14 protein-coding genes and 1 riboswitch are annotated in these 14,441 nt (G+C 48.7%); of the genes, 2 read left to right on the top strand and 12 right to left on the bottom strand.

Features of this window, described 5'->3' with window-relative positions; genetic code table 11:
* Positions 1-13: 13 nt before the first annotated feature.
* Positions 14-115: riboswitch (ZMP/ZTP riboswitch) on the bottom strand.
* A gap of 91 nt (positions 116-206) precedes the next feature.
* Genes WKT10_RS03855 through WKT10_RS03845 form a run of 3 tightly spaced genes read right to left on the bottom strand, consistent with a single transcriptional unit; the run spans position 207 to position 4,160 of the window.
* Positions 207-1,592, bottom strand: a complete 1,386-nt coding sequence (locus tag WKT10_RS03855) for an ABC transporter permease (protein WP_340275549.1) — start codon at positions 1,590-1,592, stop codon at positions 207-209.
* The gene (locus WKT10_RS03850) at positions 1,579-3,414 is read right to left on the bottom strand and encodes a COG1361 S-layer family protein (RefSeq protein ID WP_340275547.1); all 1,836 of its coding nucleotides are present in this window, start codon (positions 3,412-3,414) and stop codon (positions 1,579-1,581) included. Before WKT10_RS03850 ends, WKT10_RS03855 begins: the two co-directional genes overlap by 14 nt.
* Positions 3,411-4,160, bottom strand: a complete 750-nt coding sequence (locus WKT10_RS03845) for an ABC transporter ATP-binding protein (RefSeq protein ID WP_242962988.1) — start codon at positions 4,158-4,160, stop codon at positions 3,411-3,413. The genes WKT10_RS03850 and WKT10_RS03845 overlap by 4 nt, the downstream gene beginning before the upstream one ends.
* Positions 4,161-4,440: 280 nt before the next feature.
* Between WKT10_RS03845 and pyrB the strand changes: the two genes are divergently transcribed.
* Together pyrB and WKT10_RS03835 are read left to right on the top strand one after the other, a co-directional pair.
* The gene (gene pyrB, locus WKT10_RS03840) at positions 4,441-5,364 is read left to right on the top strand and encodes an aspartate carbamoyltransferase (RefSeq protein WP_317438391.1); all 924 of its coding nucleotides are present in this window, start codon (positions 4,441-4,443) and stop codon (positions 5,362-5,364) included.
* A complete protein-coding gene (locus tag WKT10_RS03835) occupies positions 5,358-5,792 on the top strand; it encodes an aspartate carbamoyltransferase regulatory subunit (RefSeq protein WP_066547976.1) in 435 nt (144 codons plus the stop codon). The genes pyrB and WKT10_RS03835 overlap by 7 nt, the downstream gene beginning before the upstream one ends.
* An 81-nt stretch (positions 5,793-5,873) precedes the next feature.
* Here WKT10_RS03835 and WKT10_RS03830 read toward each other — a convergent pair whose 3' ends face one another.
* From WKT10_RS03830 to WKT10_RS03790, 9 genes are all read right to left on the bottom strand, one after another.
* Positions 5,874-6,242: a VOC family protein gene (locus tag WKT10_RS03830; protein WP_066547973.1), complete on the bottom strand. Its 369-nt coding sequence runs from the start codon at positions 6,240-6,242 to the stop codon at positions 5,874-5,876.
* Between the two features lie 14 nt (positions 6,243-6,256).
* Entirely contained in the window at positions 6,257-7,546 is a 1,290-nt protein-coding gene (gene serS / locus WKT10_RS03825; protein WP_066547970.1) for a serine--tRNA ligase, read from the bottom strand.
* Positions 7,547-7,652: 106 nt separating this feature from the next.
* Complete coding sequence (locus WKT10_RS03820; protein WP_337433768.1) at positions 7,653-8,498, bottom strand: pyridoxamine kinase; 846 nt, start codon at positions 8,496-8,498, stop codon at positions 7,653-7,655.
* A gap of 12 nt (positions 8,499-8,510) precedes the next feature.
* Positions 8,511-9,089, bottom strand: coding sequence for an ECF transporter S component (locus tag WKT10_RS03815; RefSeq protein WP_340275543.1), 579 nt, complete (start codon positions 9,087-9,089; stop codon positions 8,511-8,513).
* A 101-nt stretch (positions 9,090-9,190) separates the two neighbouring features.
* Positions 9,191-9,841, bottom strand: coding sequence for a thiamine diphosphokinase (locus WKT10_RS03810; RefSeq protein WP_066547957.1), 651 nt, complete (start codon positions 9,839-9,841; stop codon positions 9,191-9,193).
* Complete coding sequence (gene rpe, locus WKT10_RS03805; protein ID WP_066547949.1) at positions 9,838-10,503, bottom strand: ribulose-phosphate 3-epimerase; 666 nt, start codon at positions 10,501-10,503, stop codon at positions 9,838-9,840. The genes WKT10_RS03810 and rpe overlap by 4 nt, the downstream gene beginning before the upstream one ends.
* 3 nt (positions 10,504-10,506) lie before the next feature.
* Positions 10,507-11,385: a ribosome small subunit-dependent GTPase A gene (gene rsgA, locus WKT10_RS03800; RefSeq protein WP_337433769.1), complete on the bottom strand. Its 879-nt coding sequence runs from the start codon at positions 11,383-11,385 to the stop codon at positions 10,507-10,509.
* A gap of 18 nt (positions 11,386-11,403) precedes the next feature.
* Complete coding sequence (pknB, locus tag WKT10_RS03795) at positions 11,404-13,701, bottom strand: Stk1 family PASTA domain-containing Ser/Thr kinase (RefSeq protein ID WP_337933138.1); 2,298 nt, start codon at positions 13,699-13,701, stop codon at positions 11,404-11,406.
* Positions 13,695-14,441, bottom strand: a complete 747-nt coding sequence (locus tag WKT10_RS03790) for a Stp1/IreP family PP2C-type Ser/Thr phosphatase (protein ID WP_337433771.1) — start codon at positions 14,439-14,441, stop codon at positions 13,695-13,697. Before WKT10_RS03790 ends, pknB begins: the two co-directional genes overlap by 7 nt.

Below are 14,441 nucleotides of genomic sequence, written 5' to 3'. Positions count from 1 at the left end.
TGGTACACATTGAAAAAGGTGCCCAGGCGGCCGGCTCGTAACTGCGAACATATTCTGTCCCGTTTCGCGTGCTCCCTGTGGTTATTCCCACCATCCGCCAGTCACACGCTCGCTCATTCGCTTTCAGTATATATGATTTCTGCTTATATTGCAAATTAATTTTAGAAGCATTACTTATTATTTCTGCTTATGAACCGCCCTGTGCCCTATTCGTTCCGAATAGCTGCCAGAGGGCTTAATTTCATAGCGCGGACTGCCGGCATAAAGCCTGCGGCCATGCCTACAAAAACAGCAAAGCCAATGGCTGCCATGGAAAGCCATGGTGGAATCCGGGACAGATCTCCCGAAAGCCCCATGGACTGGGACATATTTACAAAACGGTTTACAATCGCGGAAACACCATAGCTTAAAGCCACTCCTATCGTTCCGCCCATAAAACCGATAAAGCCTGATTCAATCAGAAACATATTCCGTATATTTCCCATATCGCAGCCCAAAACCTTCATCACACCGATTTCCTTGGTACGTTCATAAATCGACATCATCATGGTATTGGCAATACCGATGGCGGCTACAAAAAGGGATACCGCGCCGATCCCGCCCAAAACAGCCTGGACCATGTTGGACTGCTGTCTGGAGCTTTCCAGAAAGTCCATCTGGCTGTTTACCTGATAGCCCATAGCTGCCAGCTGTTCCTGTACCTGGGTCACATTTTCCATATCGTCTACAAAGACCTCTGCGCTGTTGTAAACCAGTTCATTTAAAGGCTTTCCCTTTTTATTGGTGGGCTGTCCGGGGATGGGTGTTCCCTTTTTAAATACTTTTTTTAACTGGGCTTTCAGGCCGTCAATATCCGTAAATACATACCAGGAATAATTGCTGTAGCCGTTTTCCCCTCCTGCCAGCATTCCCGTAGTTTCGATCATGTACTTTTTAGGCGGCTTTACAGGAGTCCCGTCTGAAGAGCTGCCGGAACCCTGACTTTGATAGTAAGCATCCATGTCAAAAATGACAAACATGGGTTTTCCCATAGGATCCACATCCGGCATCTCTCCCGTATCCCAGTAGCCCTTTCCGGTCTTGGCATTCGTAAAATCACGGATTACCCCATTTCCAAATACCAGCCCCAGTTCTCCCGGCTGCGGGAGCCGTCCCTCTGCCAGCTCTAACTGCTCCAGATAGGACTGGCTTACTCCCTTTAACTGGACATAGGTAGAAATATAGGCCCCCTGGCGCATGACTACATTCATGTTTAAAACGGGAGAAACACCCGTCACATGAGGAATCCGCTTAAAATTGTCTATTACCTTATCTGTGATATAGTTCGGTTCCGATTCGCTGTTCTGAGAGGACATCGCCGCTCCCATCATCTGCATCCCCCCGTCGGAACTCTGGCTGTACACTTCAATGGTAGTCAGACTCCCCCAGGACGCAATCTGTTCCATAGTCATCTCATTTAAACCGATTCCCAGGGAAACCATAACGACGATCGCAGCTGTTCCTATGATGACTCCCAGTACCGTCAGCACCGTCCGCAGCTTCCTGCGCCTTAAATTATTCATGCTCATGATCAGAAGATCAGGAAATTTCATCTTCTATATCCTCTTTCTCCTTTGCCGCCCTGCGCTTTTTACGGATATGACGCACGGTGACGAAACCTACAGCCCCTGCAGCCGCTGCGCCTCCCATCAGAATCCACATTTTATATGCTTCAAAAAAGGACGGCTTCTCCTGCTCCATAAGCTCAGGATCCATAGTAAGGGACGGATCAAACTCTGTTTCCATTTCCTCCGTCACCATCAGATTCAGTTCTTTTTCCACCGGCTCCGCCGCCTGTCCGTTTTCATCCTCATAGTGGATCTGAAGACGGATGGTGCCGTCATCCATAGTCGGAGCAATGCCCGTAAGCATGGTATCCACATTTCCCGTCTCTCCGGGCTTAATATTGCCTACATATGTATCCACAGGCTTGATGGAATCTCCCTCAAAGGTTACGTTTACATTATAAAGGATCACCTTTCCCGTGTTGTTGATGCCAAACATCACGTTGGATTCAGAGCCAACCGACATGGTATCCGGCATTACATCAATATTGCTGGTGCTCAGACGGGCATACTGCTTTACGGGAATATCCACAATAATGCTTTCCTCTGCATTTTTAAACTCAGGGCTGTCATACTTTTCTTTTACCGTAATGCCATAGGAGCGCTGATCCACACCTGCCTTGGCTGTGAATTTAGCCCGGATCTCTGTGGTCTGGCCCGGAGCCAGAGAATCCACAACCATAGAGGCCGTACCGGACTCTGTGGTAAAAACAGCGCTGTCGGAAACCTTTTCCGATTCCAGATTAAACAGGATATTCGAGGCCGGAACCGTAGTAGAGGCATTTTTCATATTTAATACAAGCTCAAATTCATTGCCCGCATAGACCTCCTCCGGCACCGTATGATATCCCTCTACGATCACTCTGGCCCGGACTCTGTCATTTGCGTCAAATTCCCCCAGGTCGTCCTCCTTATCCTTGGACACCACATGAACGTAAAATACGCCCTCCTCTGTGTGAAGGTCGCCCTCAGAGCTTAAGCGGAAGGTAATGGTAAATTTGATTGGATAATAGCCTGTATAGGAGTCCTCACGGATGGCCATGCTGTACTGGGCAGCCACGGTTTCTCCCGGACTGACCCGCTCAAAGGTTCGGTCATAATTGCCGTCATTGATCTCAAAGGGGAATTTGGCGTCGTCTTCCGAAAGCCCCATGGAAATGGTTACATCCTGGGCTGTGGTTTCTCTTTTATTGCGGAAATTGACGCCAAAATCAATGACATTGGGATAAACTCCCCTGGGTGTGGACTGATTTTCACCGATCACAAAATAATTTCCCTCTTTTTTATCCTCTTCCTCATCCTCAGAGGTAGTGGAACTGGTGGAAATCCAGATATTGATGTAATCCACATCATAGCCCCCATCCCACTCTAACTGAATGGGGATGCTGTAATAGCCCTGGGCGGCATCTCTGCGGACTCTGGCGGAAAGGGAAACACTTTTTACATTGCCCGCCTTTATATTTCCTACATTTTTCCCCACAAAGGTGGTTTCCATAATTTCAAATGGATAGTAATCAACTGTATAGTCGCTTTCACCTTTTGACTCGATCTGCTGAAATTCCGTTGTTTCAAGAAGGCTTACCTTTAGATTATCCATATCCTCATCCGTCGCCCGAACCCGGAATGAAATGCTCATAGACTTGCCGATATTCCCCTTGGGAGACTTGGTTGTGAATATATGATCATTATCACTGGCATTTGTGTTGTAGCCTGTCTTAAAATCACTGGCCATAGACGGGATGCCTCCCGCTGCTGCCATAAAAGCCGCTGCAAGCATAAGCAGGGCCTTTGCCTTTTTCCATGCTTTCATACTGTTTTCTCCTCCGTCTCATCTAAGGCTGACCGGCCCCCGGTCTCTATGCCCGTGATCTTCCCGTCCACGATCCGGATCCTGCGGTCTGCGTAGGAAGCCAGGTTGTTGTCATGGGTAACCATCACAAGTGTCTGCTTCTGTTCTCTTACAATGCGCTGCATTAACCGCAGTACCTCCATGGTGGTCTTGGAATCCAGATTCCCCGTAGGCTCATCCGCAAAAATGATCTGCGGGTCTACCACCAGAGCCCTGGCGATGCCCACTCTCTGCTGCTGGCCTCCGGACATCTGGTTTGGCATATGCTTTTCCTGATCTGCCACCCCCATCAGCGCCAGAAATTCCCTGGCCTTTTTAAGCCGCACTCTTTTGGCCACTCCCCGGAACGATAAGGGAAGGGCTACATTTTCAACGGCATTCATGGTATTTAAAAGATTATAGGACTGGAAAATAAATCCAACCTTTTCCCTCCTGAATGCCACAAGCTGTTTTTCCGTCAGCCGTTCCATATGAACCTTTCCTATGATGATCTCGCCTTTGGTGGGCTTCTCCAGTCCGGCCAGCATATTCAAAAGGGTGGATTTGCCGGAACCGGAGGTTCCTACAATGGCTACAAACTCTCCCTTATAGATTTCAAAATCCACGCCGTTTAATGCCCGTACCTTTGTCTCTCCCACCCGGTAAATCTTATACAGATTCCTTACACGGATTACGGGAATCGGAGCTTTCTTCTCTGTTTCTGTCAATGAACTCTCCTTTGCCTGCCTGTAAAAGGCATGGTTGTGTTGTCTGTCTTTAGACAGTATACCATAAAACGTCAATAGCCGCTGTCCCTTTTTCCTTTAAAGTTCCTTAAATATTTTTTACGGCCGCCCAAATTCTACTTGACTTCTTTGTCATTCTATGTAAGAATATGACGAGGCACAAATCAGTGCCATATCTGGCTGTCCGGCTATCGCACTGGTTCAGTGTGGACTATTTCCCAAAATCACTTAAAATAAAATAGAAAAGGCAAAGGAGAATCACATGAGACACTTACTGAATCCCTTAGACTTCTCTGTGGAGGAAATCGATGACCTTTTAGCATTAGCCAGAGACATCGAGAAAAATCTTCCCAGATATGCGCACGTTTGCGACGGCAAAAAGCTTGCTACCCTGTTTTATGAGCCCAGCACCAGAACACGCTTAAGCTTTGAAGCAGCCATGATGAACCTGGGCGGCAATGTTCTCGGCTTTTCTTCCGCTAATTCCAGTTCCGCTGCAAAGGGAGAAAGCGTTGCCGACACCATCCGTATGATTTCCTGCTACGCTGATATCTGCGCCATGCGTCATCCCAAGGAGGGTTCCGCATTTGTAGCAGCCCAGAAGGCAGAAATTCCTGTCATCAATGCAGGTGACGGCGGCCATCAGCATCCTACCCAGACTCTGACAGACCTTATGACCATCCGCTCCTTAAAGGGACGCCTGGACAATTTAACCATCGGCCTGTGCGGCGACCTTAAATTCGGCCGTACTGTTCATTCTTTGATCAGCGCCATGGTCCGCTATCCGGGTGTAAAATTCGTTCTGATCTCCCCGCCGGAGCTTCGTATTCCAGACAGCATCCGCGAGGACGTACTGGAAGCCAACAACATCCCATTTGAAGAGGTAGGAAATCTGGACGACGCTCTGGGAAGCCTGGATATCCTTTATATGACCCGCGTGCAGAAGGAGCGCTTCTTCAATGAAGAGGATTACATCCGCTTAAAGGACTGCTATATCCTGACACGCAAAAAGATGAAGCTGGCAAAGCCGGATATGTACATCCTTCATCCCCTTCCAAGAGTAAACGAAATCTCTGTGGAGGTAGATGACGATCCAAGAGCTGCTTACTTCAAACAGGCCCAGTACGGCGTATATGTCCGTATGGCACTGATCATGACATTACTGGAGGTAGAAAAGCCATGTTAAATATCAGCGGATTAAAAGAAGGCATTGTCCTTGACCACATTGAGGCAGGAAAGAGCCTGGATATTTACTATCACCTGGGCCTTGACAAATTAGACTGCCAGGTTGCCATCATTAAAAATGCCCGAAGCAACAAAATGGGCCGCAAGGACATTATCAAGATCGAAGGCGGTTTAGATAAGCTGGATCTGGATATTCTGGGCTATATCGATCACAACATCACCGTAAATATCATCCGTGATGACAGAATTGCTGAAAAGAAGGCCTTAAAGCTTCCCAAAAAGATCACCAACGTGATCCACTGCAAGAATCCGCGCTGCATTACCTCCATCGAACAGGAGCTTCCACACATCTTCTATCTGGCAGATGAAAAGACAGAAACCTACCGCTGCCAGTACTGTGAGGAGAAATACAGCGAGTACAATCAGTAATACGCTCCGTCCAGTTGGACGCAGCCCGTTAAAAAACCGGCTCCCCGCTTTAAAGCGGAGGCCGGTTTCCTTTTTCCTTCTTTATTTGTTTTCCGGAACAATCTCAATCCAGTATCCATCCGGATCGGAAATGAAATAAATTCCCATAGCCGGATTTTCATAGCAGATGCAGCCCATTTCCTGGTGCTTTTTATGGATCGCGTCATAATCATCCACATGGAAAGCCAGATGGAATTCGCACTCACCCAGATTGTAGGATTCTGTGCGGTCCTTAAGCCAGGTCAGCTCCAGAGTAAAGTCGCTGAGACCGTCTCCTAAATACACCAGCTTAAAGGAGCCGTCAGAAGCATCCTTTTCTCTTACCGGCTTAAGTCCCAGGGCTTTCTCATAAAACTCCAGGCTCTTTTCCAGGTTCAGTACATTAAAATTAAAATGATTGAATTTTACCATATATTTACTCCTGTTTATTTCTGAGGAATCATAACTTCCATTCCGCCCATATAAGGCCTTAATGCCTCAGGGATCTTTACGCTGCCGTCTGCCTGCAGATTGTTCTCCAGGAAAGCGATCAGCATACGGGGAGGCGCTACTACGGTGTTGTTTAAAGTATGTGCCAGATACTTGGTTCCGTCTTCGCCATTTACACGGATCTTTAAGCGGCGGGCCTGAGCATCTCCTAAGTTGGAACAGCTTCCCACCTCAAAATATTTCTTCTGCCGTGGGGACCATGCCTCTACATCACAGGACTTCACCTTAAGATCAGCCAGATCGCCGGAGCAGCACTCTAAGGTTCTTACCGGGATATCCAGGGAACGGAACAGATCTACGGTATTCTGCCACAGCTTGTCATACCATACAGGGCTTTCCTCCGGTCTGCAGACAACGATCATCTCCTGTTTCTCAAACTGGTGGATGCGGTATACACCTCTCTCTTCAATGCCGTGAGCACCCTTCTCCTTGCGGAAGCATGGGGAATAGCTGGTGAGCGTCATGGGAAGCTCTGCCTCCGGCGTAATGGTGTCAATAAACTTTCCGATCATGGAATGCTCGCTGGTACCGATCAGATAGAGATCCTCGCCCTCGATCTTATACATCATGGCATCCATCTCGGCAAAGCTCATAACGCCTGTTACTACATTGCTGCGGATCATAAAGGGAGGTACACAGTAGGTAAAGCCGCGTCCGATCATGAAGTCTCTTGCATAGGAAATCACTGCAGAGTGAAGTCTGGCAATATCGCCCATCAGATAGTAGAAGCCGTTTCCTGCTACTCTTCTGGCAGCATCCAGATCAATGCCGTTAAAACGCTCCATGATATCTGTGTGGTAGGGGATCTCAAAATCAGGAACCACTGGCTCACCGAACTTCTCGATCTCTACATTTTCACTGTCATCCTTACCGATGGGTACGCTTGGATCGATGATATTTGGGATGGTCATCATGATCTTTAAGATCTTCTCGGCAAGCTCGCTCTCCTTTGCCTCTAACTCAGCCAGTCTGGCAGAATTGGCGCTGACCTGTTTTTTCACCTCTTCTGCCTCTTCCTTCTTTCCCTGGCCCATGAGAGCGCCGATCTGCTTGGACAGCTTGTTTCTGCTGGCTCTGAGATCGTCAGCTTCCTTCTGGGTAGCGCGGTTTTCAGCGTCCAGCGCGATTACCTCGTCTACCAGGGGAAGTTTTCCGTCCTGAAATTTATTTTTAATATTCTGCTTTACGATGTCAGGGTTTTCTCTGACAAACTTTAAATCTAACATGATACTCCTCCTGGATCTCCTTACTGTATTTACATACTTGTTTATGAGTATATAACATTTTCCAGTGAAATAAAAGCCTTTTTTTGAAAAAGCTCCCTTCCGGCGCCTATTTGTCCGTCATCTGGCACAGGCTGCCTAAAAGCAGTTCAAAACAGACTCCGTTTTTAACCGGTATCTGAAGCTCTCCGGAACGCACAATGCAGTCTCTTACGAAATCAGCCGCCAGATTAACAGACCTCTTTAGGCTCCAGCCCCGGATGCATCCCCCGGCGATAATGGAGGAAAACACATCTCCCGTACCGGGCCGTTCCTCTCCTGCGGCTTTGCGGCTCAAAAAGGAAACCTCACCTTCTCCCTCTGCCATGGCATTTACCAGGTCAGGTCCCTTTCGGATCCCTGTGATCACAACAGCGGAAGGCCCCAGCTTCTGAAGACGTCTTACAAGGCCGGCCAGCGCCTCATAACTCATTTCCCCGCTCTCGTAGGGAACATCGGCGAGAATACAGGCCTCTGTAAGGTTGGGAGTCAATATGTCGGCCATGGCAGCCAGCTCCCGCATCCGGCTGCACATGGACGGCGTGTAGGTCGCATAGGCGATTCCGTGATCTCCCATAATGGGATCTACCAGAACCTTTGTCCCAGGCGTGCGAAAAGCTGCGATCATATCCTTCACAATCTCAATCTGGCGCTCCGAGCCCAGAAATCCTGTGGCAATGCCGTCAAAGGTAAGCCCCAGCTCCTTCCATTTCTCAATATAGGGCTCCATATGGTCGGTATAATCATCAAAATAATACACTGGAAAGCCTGTGTGATTGGAAAGGATCGAGGTCGGCACCGGACAGCACTGGATGCCCATGGCCGATAAAATGGGAAGAGCCACTGTAAGAGAACAGCGGCCGTACCCGGAAAGATCGTTTATCATTGCAATTTTCTTCTGATGGTAATTTGGCATAACGGATACTCCTTATTTCAGCTTGTCAACCAACCCGGACCGGATCAAAGCCCGGCGAAGGGGCATGTAGATCACAAGGGAAGCAATGGCGGAAAGAACTGCATTGATGGAGGTGGAGGCCACGTTCCATACAAGGGCGAGCTCTGCCGCCGGCTTTCCAAGGATCAGAAGCTTGTAATAATATCCAAACAGCGGATCAAAGATCATATTAAAGACAAGACCGCAGATCGCTCCTGCTGCTGCAAAGCGCAGCACATGGCCCTGGTCGCTGCTTTCATCGATATGCCCCAGCCTGTGAGCCACAAACCCGGTGATCAGACCGATACAGAGCTTCAGGATAAAGGTCTTAGGGGCATATATTACATAGACAGGATCGAAAAGATCCCCAATGGTCATGCCGATGGCTCCGCCCAGACCGCCGTAAAAGCCGCCCAGGATCAGGGCGCCCAGCACACAGACCGCATTTCCCAGATGAATGGAGGTGGCATCTCCGCCGGGAAGGGTAATCTTGATCTGCAAAAAGGTAAATACTACATAGGAAAGGGCTGCAAAAAGTCCGGTCATGGCAATCTTTGATAATTTCATAATCATCCGCTCCTCACTTGCATTTTATGATGCATATGGTACCACTAAAGTGGATGGTTACAAATATCCAGTTTATCACTTTTTAACCAGTCCAGTTTCTCCGATCATCAATCATGAGATTCCACCGCCATCAGAACGCCCTCTGAAAAGGTAATCCGTCCCTCTTCTTCTATGAGTTCATTACTGATGCAGAGGCTGGTACCGATACAGATATCTTTATTTTCCAGCGGATATTTAAAGCCCTTTAAGGTAATTCCTGTTACCTCCTGTGTAAGAGGCAGGAAGGAAATATACGTTCCCCAGACTTCATGCCTGCGAAATACAGTTTCTCCGTCAATCAGATACAGACGGTTCTGAGGATCTATGATGCTGGCACGGATTCCCTTTTGAAGGCAGGGATATAAAAGCTGTATATTACCGATCATATGATCCAGACGTCCTCCGGTGGCTCCAAGGATAACGATTTCTCCTGCTCCCATGGCCATGGCCCGCTTTAAGGCCAGCTCTGTATCCGTATCGTCCTTTTCCGGCTGGTGGACCTCCCAGACAATATGCTCCATCTTCCGGTAAAATGCCAGAACCGCCGGATCAACGGAGTCAAAATCACCTACGATCACATCCGGCACAAGGCCCAGCTCCTTTGCACCTTTCAGTCCGCCGTCTACCGCGATCACTCTGTTAAATTCCTCTGTTTGTAAAAAGGAACCGGCGAAGGCCGGATCAAGCCGTCCGCCGGTAAGGATCAGACATCGTTTCATTTCTCGTATTCCTTAAAAATTTCGACCATCTCTCTTGTGCGGGCTGCCGGATCTGTTCCGAACACGGCGCTTCCTGCTACAAAGATATTGGCTCCTGCCTCTAAAACCTCTCTTACATTGGCTGCGCTGATGCCGCCGTCTACCTGTATGTCTGTCGTAAGGCCCCGCTCGTCACAAAGCCTTCTCACTGCTTTTACCTTTTCGATGGTATAGGGGATGAACTTCTGTCCGCCAAAGCCCGGATTAACGGTCATGATCAAAACCATGTCCACCTGATCCAGAATATGTTCCAGCACAGAAACAGGAGTCGCCGGATTTAAAGCCACTCCGGCCCGACAGCCGGCTTCCTTGATCTGGCTGATCACCCGGTCTAAATGCTTACAGGCCTCGGCATGGACGGTGATCACATCCGCTCCTGCCTTCTTTACATCCTCCACATAGCGGCCCGGCTCCTCCACCATCATATGAACGTCAAACACACGATCCGTTACCCGGCGGATGCTTTTGATCACTGGCATGCCAAAAGAAATGCTCGGCACAAAGGCGCCATCCATCACATCCAGATGGATCCACTCTGCTCCGGCCTCTGAAACAGCCCGAAGCTGACTTCCAAGCTCTGCAAAATCTGCCGCCAGAACTGACGGCGCTACCTTATAATACATGATTTAATATCTCCTTTTCTGCTTAAGTTCTTCATAGATCAGACGGTAATTCTCATAGCGGCTGAGACTGATTTTCCCCTCTTTTACCGCTTCCTTTACCCCGCAGACCCTTTCTCCTATGTGGACACAGCCCAAAAAGCGGCATTCATCCTCAAACTCTGCAAACTCCGGAAAAAACTCCTTCAGCTCAGAAGCCTCTATTTCCGGCGTATACATGGAGCTGAAGCCCGGTGTGTCCATCATATAAGTATCTTTTTCCACAAAAAACAGTTCTGAATGACGGGTGGTGTGCTTTCCGCGCTCAATCTTCCGGCTGATGCCTCCTGTTTCCATGGATGCCTCCGGCTGGATCCGGTTTGTAAGGGAGGATTTCCCTACTCCGGAAGGGCCGGCCAGCACCGTCGTACGCCCTCTTAAAAGCTCACGGACCTGATCCATCCCCAGATCAGTCCTGGCACTGATAAAGTGAACTTCATAACCAGCGCCCTCATATATCTTTTTGTACTCCTCCTCCATGGCACCATCTCCCAGATCCGCCTTATTAAAGCAGATCACTACCGGAATCTCCTCCATAGCCATCATCACCAGAAAGCGGTCCAGAAGATTTAAATTGGGGGATGGCTGAGTCAGGGCAAAGAGTACCAGCGCCTGATCCACATTGGCTGCCGCCGGGCGCACCAGGGCATTTTTTCTCGGAAGGATCTCGTCGATATTCCCCTCTCCTGCCTCTTCATCCAGGATGGAAAATTCCACATTATCTCCTACCAGGGGTTTAATTTTCCTGTTTCTGAAAATACCTTTTGCCCTGCACTGGTACACCCGGTTTTCGCCGTCATTTACATAATAAAAGCCTGCAATTCCCTTGATTATCTTTCCTGTCATATTGTTTCCTGTTCTTTTTTATCCTGCCGGGAAAAAGGATACCGGCCAGGATTGGATCACCTTATCGTCATTATCCACATCTACAACCTCCACAATCCCGCTGTCAACGCCGTATGCGCCCTTGATCCGCGAGAATACAACAGGAATATCCTGAGAGCCTACTACCAGTCTGGGACTGATTAGGTTTGTGTATACATAGGTATTGGCATCCTTGGGATCCTTTTGTTTTAAACGGATCAAAATACGCACGCTGCTTGTCTGGGAAGCAGGGCCAATATAATTGCTTAAGGAGCAGGTAGCGTCAATGGAACCAACATAATATTTCTCTTCCTCTCCTGTTTTTGCCGCAGCAGCCTCTGTGGAAGCCTGAGCACTGTCATTAACTACATAATCCACTGCAGACTGGGGCTCCAACATGGTTCCCGGAAGTTCACTCTGAGAAAGAACCTGCCCATGAGGCTTGGAAGGATCGTACTCATAGGTCACTGTACCACTCACAAGACCGGCTGCCTTTAAAAGAGCATCTGCTGCTGCCGCATCGCCGTCCGTCAGCTTTGGCACCTGTCCCTGAACGGTTTTAGGGCCTGAGCTTACAAAAAGCTCCACCGTATCTCCCGCCTTTGCTTCTTCTGTTCCAACACGGATCACCTTTCCCTTCGGCACCGTATCATTTGCTTCTTCTTTTGCAGACGGAATCAGATCCTTATCTTTTAAAATCTCCTCTGCCTGCTTTTTATCCATACCGGATAAATTAAGCGCCTTTACGTCTACCCGTTCGCTTCCCTTGCTGATGATAACTCCTACGGTACTCCATTTTTCTACTGCTGTCCCCTCGTCCACATCCTGGCGCATTACATAGCCCTTGGAATAGTTTTCGGAGTACTCTTCCCCTGTAACCTTCATTACAATGTCATATTCCTTAAGCTTGCTTTCCGCCATATCTCTGGGCAGATCTAAAACATTTGGCATTATAGTCTCTCCCTCATCCGGGATCACCTGGATTTCCTCCATAGATGCGGACTGGGTGACCGCCTCTGTCTGATTTTCCTGGCTGTCTTGCCCGCTTCCGGGCCAGAACAGCCCTGTAAGTCTTGAAAACACAAAAACAACCACGATCACGACCAGTATGGCAGCTATAATGCCAATCGCAGCGATCATCCGTTCAAACTGTGTGCTTACATCCTCGTCCCGCTTTCTGGAGGGAATCTTTTTATGAAATTCTCTTTTGCGGGAAGAATGATACCTGCTGCGATGATCTCCCGTGCCGTCGCCAAACTCCTCCGCATCCTCTTTAGACAGGCTGTCTGGGGATCCATTTTCTTCATCAGACGTTTCAAGACCCTCTGTCACTTTTTCCGCCTCATCTGCACCAGTCTCCCTGCTTTTACGGCGGTGATGATCCCGGATCTGGCTTAACTCGTCTTTAGAAATAGGGCGTGTCTGATAGGGATCCCCCCCTTCCTCTATTTCCTCATTTTGGTAAATATCACATTCCGGATCCATAAGCACCCGGCGCAGATCGTGGATTACCTCCTCCATGGAGCCATAGCGCCTGTCCGGCTTCTTTTTGGTACATTTTAAAATAATATCCTCCAGCCCCGGATAGACCTGAGGATTATAATCTCCTGGCGGGACCACCGGATCCTCTAGATGGGCCAGAGCCACAGCAACCGTATTGTCCCCCTCAAAGGGAACCCGGCCTGTAACCATTTCATAAAGCGTAATTCCAAAGGAATAGATATCGCTTCGCTCATCACAGTATCCGCCTCTGGCCTGTTCCGGTGAAATATAGTGCACCGAGCCCACAGCAGCCGATGAATTAACCGTCTGGCTGGAAACGGCTCTGGCAATGCCAAAGTCTGCTACCTTTACCTTGCCGTCTTTTGAAATGATCATGTTCTGAGGCTTGATATCCCGGTGGATGATATGCTGCTCATGAGCTGCCGCAATCCCCTGTGCCACCTGGATGGCAATACCGATCGCCTCTTTGCTGTCTAAAAGTTCCTTTTTTTCAATGTAGCTTTTGAGGGTAATCCCCTCAATAAGCTCCATCACGATATAATGAAGATTTTCCTCATCTACTACATCATATACATTTACAATATTGGGATGGGAAAGCCGTGCTGCTGCCTGAGCTTCCATCTTAAACTTGCTTACAAAATTCTCATCTGAGGCAAATTCTTCCTTCAGTACCTTAATCGCTACCAGACGGTTTAAGGTATGGCATTTTGCCTTATAGACAACAGACATTCCACCTGAGCCGATTTTTTCCAGAATTTCATACCGCCCCTGAAGGTAGGTTCCAGGATTTAACATAGGCCGGTTCCCCCTTCCTCGAATTTTACAAGAACAACCGCAATATTATCGATTCCTCCACTCTCATTGGCTTCCTCGATCAGACGCTCTGCCTTTTCCTTAAGAGTGCCGGGTTCGGATATAATGGCGCAGATCCGTTCATCGGCCACCATATTGGTAAGGCCGTCGGAACAGAGAAGTATATAGTCGCCCGACTCTAAATCCGCCTCAAAAAAGTCTGCCTCTACATGGGTTCCGATTCCCATTGCCCGGGTAATGATATTTTTCCTGCGGTTATAGTCCGCACTTCCCCGGACCATTTTCCCTCTGGCTACCATTTCCTCCACATAGGAATGATCCTTTGTAACCTGGCGAATCCGGCCTCCATGGATCCGGTAAAGACGGCTGTCTCCGATATTAGCCGCATAGAGGATCCCATCCTCTATCACCGCTGCTACAAGCGTGCATCCCATACCGCTCAGTTCCTCCCTCTTAAGGGATTCATCGTAAAGGCCTGCATTTACCTGGCGGATCCCCTCCTGCAGCTGAGCCACTGCCGCTCCCTTTTGGCAGCGGTTTAAGTACACCACCAGATGTTCCACTGCATACCGGGAGGCAAAATCACCGGCCTGATGACCGCCCATGCCGTCAGCTACCAGAAAAAGGTTTGGAAGGGAACCAATGGTTTCCTGAGAGGCATAAATATAATCCTGGTTCATGGAGCGGACTCTCCCTATATCTGTCAGTGCATATGCTTCCAT

Origin of the sequence: Enterocloster sp. HCN-30185, assembly GCF_037890305.1 — a bacterium.
GTDB lineage: Bacteria > Bacillota > Clostridia > Lachnospirales > Lachnospiraceae > Enterocloster.
Note: the sequence above shows the minus strand (reverse complement) of the source record. Positions and strands in the feature narration are given on the sequence as shown.

Coding starts and splice junctions, on each gene's coding strand:
- WKT10_RS03855 (WP_340275549.1), bottom strand. CDS start 1,592: ATGAAATTTCCTGATCTTCTGATCATGAGCATGAATAATTTAAGGCGC.
- WKT10_RS03850 (WP_340275547.1), bottom strand. CDS start 3,414: ATGAAAGCATGGAAAAAGGCAAAGGCCCTGCTTATGCTTGCAGCGGCT.
- pyrB (WP_317438391.1), top strand. CDS start 4,441: ATGAGACACTTACTGAATCCCTTAGACTTCTCTGTGGAGGAAATCGAT.
- WKT10_RS03835 (WP_066547976.1), top strand. CDS start 5,358: ATGTTAAATATCAGCGGATTAAAAGAAGGCATTGTCCTTGACCACATT.
- WKT10_RS03830 (WP_066547973.1), bottom strand. CDS start 6,242: ATGGTAAAATTCAATCATTTTAATTTTAATGTACTGAACCTGGAAAAG.
- serS (WP_066547970.1), bottom strand. CDS start 7,546: ATGTTAGATTTAAAGTTTGTCAGAGAAAACCCTGACATCGTAAAGCAG.
- WKT10_RS03820 (WP_337433768.1), bottom strand. CDS start 8,498: ATGCCAAATTACCATCAGAAGAAAATTGCAATGATAAACGATCTTTCC.
- WKT10_RS03815 (WP_340275543.1), bottom strand. CDS start 9,089: ATGATTATGAAATTATCAAAGATTGCCATGACCGGACTTTTTGCAGCC.
- WKT10_RS03810 (WP_066547957.1), bottom strand. CDS start 9,841: ATGAAACGATGTCTGATCCTTACCGGCGGACGGCTTGATCCGGCCTTC.
- rpe (WP_066547949.1), bottom strand. CDS start 10,503: ATGTATTATAAGGTAGCGCCGTCAGTTCTGGCGGCAGATTTTGCAGAG.
- rsgA (WP_337433769.1), bottom strand. CDS start 11,385: ATGACAGGAAAGATAATCAAGGGAATTGCAGGCTTTTATTATGTAAAT.
- pknB (WP_337933138.1), bottom strand. CDS start 13,701: ATGTTAAATCCTGGAACCTACCTTCAGGGGCGGTATGAAATTCTGGAA.
- WKT10_RS03790 (WP_337433771.1), bottom strand. CDS start 14,441: ATGGAAGCATATGCACTGACAGATATAGGGAGAGTCCGCTCCATGAAC.